This is a genomic window from Microcystis sp. CS-574, from assembly GCF_028329095.1.
GTDB classification, from domain to species: Bacteria; Cyanobacteriota; Cyanobacteriia; order Cyanobacteriales; family Microcystaceae; genus Microcystis; species Microcystis ichthyoblabe_A.
This window is the reverse complement of the sequence record NZ_JAQMSY010000148.1, coordinates 1-4,077: the sequence shown is the minus strand read 5'-3', so window position 1 is coordinate 4,077 and position 4,077 is coordinate 1. Positions and strand designations below refer to the sequence as shown.

The window sequence follows — 4,077 nt, the reverse complement described above, 5'->3', positions numbered from 1 at the left end:
TCGGTAGTAGTGATGGCGGCTTAATCCTTTGCTTTGCTGTGCATTGTAGTCATGGATAAAATACCAAAGGGTTCCCCAAGGTGATTCTCCATTTTTTTAGAGAAAGATAGACTCTCTCTCACCAGCCGAGAAATCCTTTGTTTAAAGGTATTATTTAATCTTTCAATAGATTAGTTTGACCAGTTTCTTGACCGACAGAAAGTCTGTTTGGTTTGGTCAATATCCCGACAGTAGAGCAGATGCGGAACATCCTTGATGGAATAGCCGCAAAGCATCTTTTTCCCCTGTTCAAATGGATTTATCAAGGTCTGGGAGACCAAGGCTATTTGAGGCTATTTGCCGCCTTGGATGGCAACTTACTCGTCACCCTACATGGGACTCAGTACTGATGAACGCTATCAACGGGCTCGGCTTCAACGAGGGACTCGCTGGGGCTTTTTTCAAGATGTTGTTTGTCTGACCAAGTATCTGTTGTTTGAAGGCTGGCAATACCTTCTAGACTTTATGCTCGATGATGCCATCCCTAGGGCTCTCGTTAATTCTTCTTGATGTTGGATTGGGATGTGCCGGGCAAAAGCGTTTTATATTCCGTATTATTTGCTAGATTCTGAATTTGGAATTGCTGTGCACTGACTAATTACCTTGACAAAAAGTTGATCATCGGGTAGGATGTACCCAATATACCTATTAAATTGGGTCTTGAACTGGTCGGTTAATTAAATTGCCCATTATTCGGTGACACACTGCCGTAGCAGTATTTTGTCAAGATTTAATAGGAGGCAACCAAATTAAAGCATTTTGATGAAGGATGCCAGTTCCCAGTTGGCTTTGACGACAAAACATGACGGTAAATATTAGTAGTATAAAGAAGGTTGACAATGTTGAAAAAATTACTTAACCGTATGCAAACCGAGCAGGGTAGAAAAAATATTAAATTTGCCCTAGCCAAAAAAATATTCAATCCCCTCTTAAGAAATATTGGCTACACCCTAATTACTGACCATTTTTATCAGCCGATACCCAACCGTCAGGAAATTATGACATACGCGGGCAAGGAAAGGCCTCTTAGCTCAATTGAATGGCATCTAGACAAGCAAACTGAACTGGTTAAATATTTACTGGAAAAATATGGTTTGGAATTTAACAATAAAGAAATTTTTTCAGCGTTTGGTTATTCCGAAGATAGTTCTGGTCTCATTAGTGGCGATGCAGAAGTCCTCTATGCTATGGTCAGAGAAAAAAAACCTAATCGGGTAATTGAAATTGGCTCAGGTGGTAGCACTAAGATTATCGCCGCAGCTTTAAGAATTAATTTTATAGAAAATTCCCAAAAATCACAACTGATCTCGATCGAGCCTTATCCTCAAGATTTTTTAAAAGACTTTGCTAATGTTAGTAAAGATTTTCTAGAATTTAGTTTGCTTATCCAGAAAGTAGAAGCCGTAGATTTGTCTGTTTTTGAATCCCTGCAAACCAATGATATTCTGTTCGTTGATTCCAGTCATGTATTTAAGTCTGGTAGTGATGTGGAGTTTGAATTTCTTCAAGTTTATCCACGTTTACAAACAGGAGTCTTAGTTCATATTCACGATATATTCTTTCCCTATGATTATCCCATCGAATGGAATCTCAAAGAATCACGATACTGGAACGAGCAATACTTTTTAGAAACTTTTTTACAATTTAACAAAAAGTTTAAAATTTTGGCATCCCTATCTATGGTATCTTATTATAAGAATTCCGTGTTTCTTGATAATATCAATGCTTATAATGAAGCTCGATTACCCGGTTCTTTCTGGATGATTGCTTGAAGATTGCTCGCCTGAATCGGGTCTTGAACTGGTTAGTTAATTAAATTGCCTGTAATTAGCCACAGTAGGAAGCGGGGATTATTGAGAATAAAGTAACCCTTAAACCCTAGATAGATAGGACAAAATCTGTTAAAACTAATTTAAAAGTTCCGGTTGTCACTGTCGATAAATATGAGAAACGAAACCAAATTGTTAGAAGTCCGGATTATTAGATTGGCAATCTACCTTTTGCCTCTTGTTAGCCTGGGAGTTCATGAAGCAGGGTTTGGATTTATAGAGCCAGCACTTGTTCCAATTTTGATAGTATTTATTCTATCGATATTTTTGCGGGGATTTCAGTTTAAACGAGCCTTTGGGAAAAGCACATATATAAATCTTATTATATTTTTCTTTTCATTGATTATCATATCAACATTTTTAAGTTTTATTACGGATAATTTTTACAGTACCAGAAAGTCTTTAGGAGTTTTAATATCGCTCCTAATTCTCTTTTCTGTTTATTATACTGTATCATGGGTAACAACAAATCCTGCTACTTCAAAAATATTAGCCCAAGACTTTGTGAGGGTATCTGTATTTATTTGCTCTATGGTTGTTTTACAATTTTTCATAGTTTCCTTTACTGGTAGGGATTATGTAGTTGGTACCCTAGCTTCTATAGCTCGGCTTCTCCCCTATTCAGTGAGGCTTAGTGCGGCGGATGAGTATTATTCTCTGTCTTTATGGGGAGGACGGTATTCAGGAGTACTTACTGAACCTGGAGATGTAGGAATTTATGCTATGCCAGCCTTCGCAATTATTAGCCAGATGCTATTGTCAGGATATTTCAAAAAAAACAAGAGGATTTTTGCTACTATCTCCTTGATTATTATTGTAACTTCTGTCACCTTAACTCAGTCAGTAACAAATATATTTGCTCTCTCTTTACTGATAGCTTATTTTATTTTTATTAATCGAAAATGGCGAATTAGAAAATTTTCAAAACAAAGTTTAATACAATTATGTTTAACTAAAGTTATTCCTTTGTTTGCCATTATATTCTTTTTGGTGATTGTTATATTTACCTATAAAGAGGATATTAATCAATTTAGTCCAACTATTGGATCTAGACTTGATGAATTAGAACTTTTCTGGAGTTCGGGAAAATTTATCGATCCTTTTGCTTTAAAAGATAGTGAAATCACAAATATAAGTGTGGGAGTTATTTTAAACAGTTATAGTACCGCAATCTATGCTTTACAAAAAAATCCTTTGCTAGGAATTGGCTTAGGTAATTTTGCTCATGCTTTTCAGGAGGCTGCGCCTTTAAAAGCAGGCATTTTAGCTCGTCTAAACCAACATGACGGCTATTCTATGCTATCTCGACTAATCGTTGAAACTGGGTTAGCAGGACTCATAATCTTTATCTATATCTTTGGCAGTAGAGCAAGTCAAATCAGAGACTTTATAGCTGAAAGCAAACTCACTGCCAATCCTTACCTAAGAAATGTTTATGAGCATTGGGCTAAACTTGGCGTAGCAATCTCTTTAGGTTCTATGGCAGAATTAGCATTTGTAATGCTCAACCGTCCTAGTTACTGGAATATTGTCTTGCCTTTGCTATTTGGGATCTGTTTTAAATCTAATTTTTCTTTTTTTTATTTTGATAGAGGTAAAGATATCAACAAAATTGCTGTCATCAAAACAGATGAAGCCAGAAATTATTGATCTACTGGTTAATTGGGTGCTAAACTACTTGGGCTCTTCTGGTTTCTGTGTGGAAACGAGGTCTATACTGATAGTTTATTTAACAAAATAGTCCTAAAAGTCTTTCCCAGTAAACATTTCACGATTTCATAAGCAAAAATTATCACACAAAGTCGAGAAGAGCCCTACTTGACACAAGTTTTCAAATATACTGCGATGTTACGTGTTCTGTAAGACTCGCTAAATCATGACGACTACAGCCTTCTCTCAAGATAAGAAAGTCATTGAGCTAGATACTGGTTTCTCCACTACTCGCCTAGTAAGGCAGGAGAGGCTCGCCATAACCAACGATACCTCCTCAAAAGTACAGTCTACTCCGTTTTTGCCACCAAATCTAGTAGTCTGTCAAGTTTGAATTGAGGGATAGAGTTTTTTTAATTTAATACGAGCATCAGCAGTAGTAAATCTCCAGTCAACTGAATTTGACTTTTCATTTCGATTTTCTTCCCATGCCTTAATTTCTTGTTTTAAACTATCCATGTCTGGGATACGACGATCGAGACATTGACGATTCAAAACG

General features: G+C 36.5%; 2 protein-coding genes and 2 pseudogenes. 2 read left to right on the top strand and 2 right to left on the bottom strand.

All coding sequences use genetic code 11. The features are described from left to right. Window positions 1–199: pseudogene (locus tag PN470_RS11710) on the bottom strand (IS1 family transposase); the annotation flags it as partial. Window positions 200–878: 679 nt separating this feature from the next. On the opposite strand from PN470_RS11710, the gene PN470_RS11705 reads away from it, so the two are divergent. Then, window positions 879–1,811 carry a class I SAM-dependent methyltransferase gene (locus PN470_RS11705; RefSeq protein WP_272104575.1) on the top strand — a complete coding sequence of 311 codons (933 nt, stop codon included), beginning with the start codon at window positions 879–881 and terminating at the stop codon, window positions 1,809–1,811. A 171-nt stretch (window positions 1,812–1,982) separates the two neighbouring features. Next, a complete protein-coding gene (locus tag PN470_RS11700) occupies window positions 1,983–3,518 on the top strand; it encodes an O-antigen ligase family protein (RefSeq protein ID WP_271938744.1) in 1,536 nt (511 codons plus the stop codon). A 384-nt stretch (window positions 3,519–3,902) separates the two neighbouring features. Here PN470_RS11700 and PN470_RS11695 read toward each other — a convergent pair. Next, window positions 3,903–4,077, bottom strand: a pseudogene (locus tag PN470_RS11695) (IS630 family transposase); the annotation flags it as partial.

Coding starts and splice junctions, on each gene's coding strand:
- PN470_RS11700 (WP_271938744.1), top strand. CDS start 1,983: ATGAGAAACGAAACCAAATTGTTAGAAGTCCGGATTATTAGATTGGCA.
- PN470_RS11705 (WP_272104575.1), top strand. CDS start 879: ATGTTGAAAAAATTACTTAACCGTATGCAAACCGAGCAGGGTAGAAAA.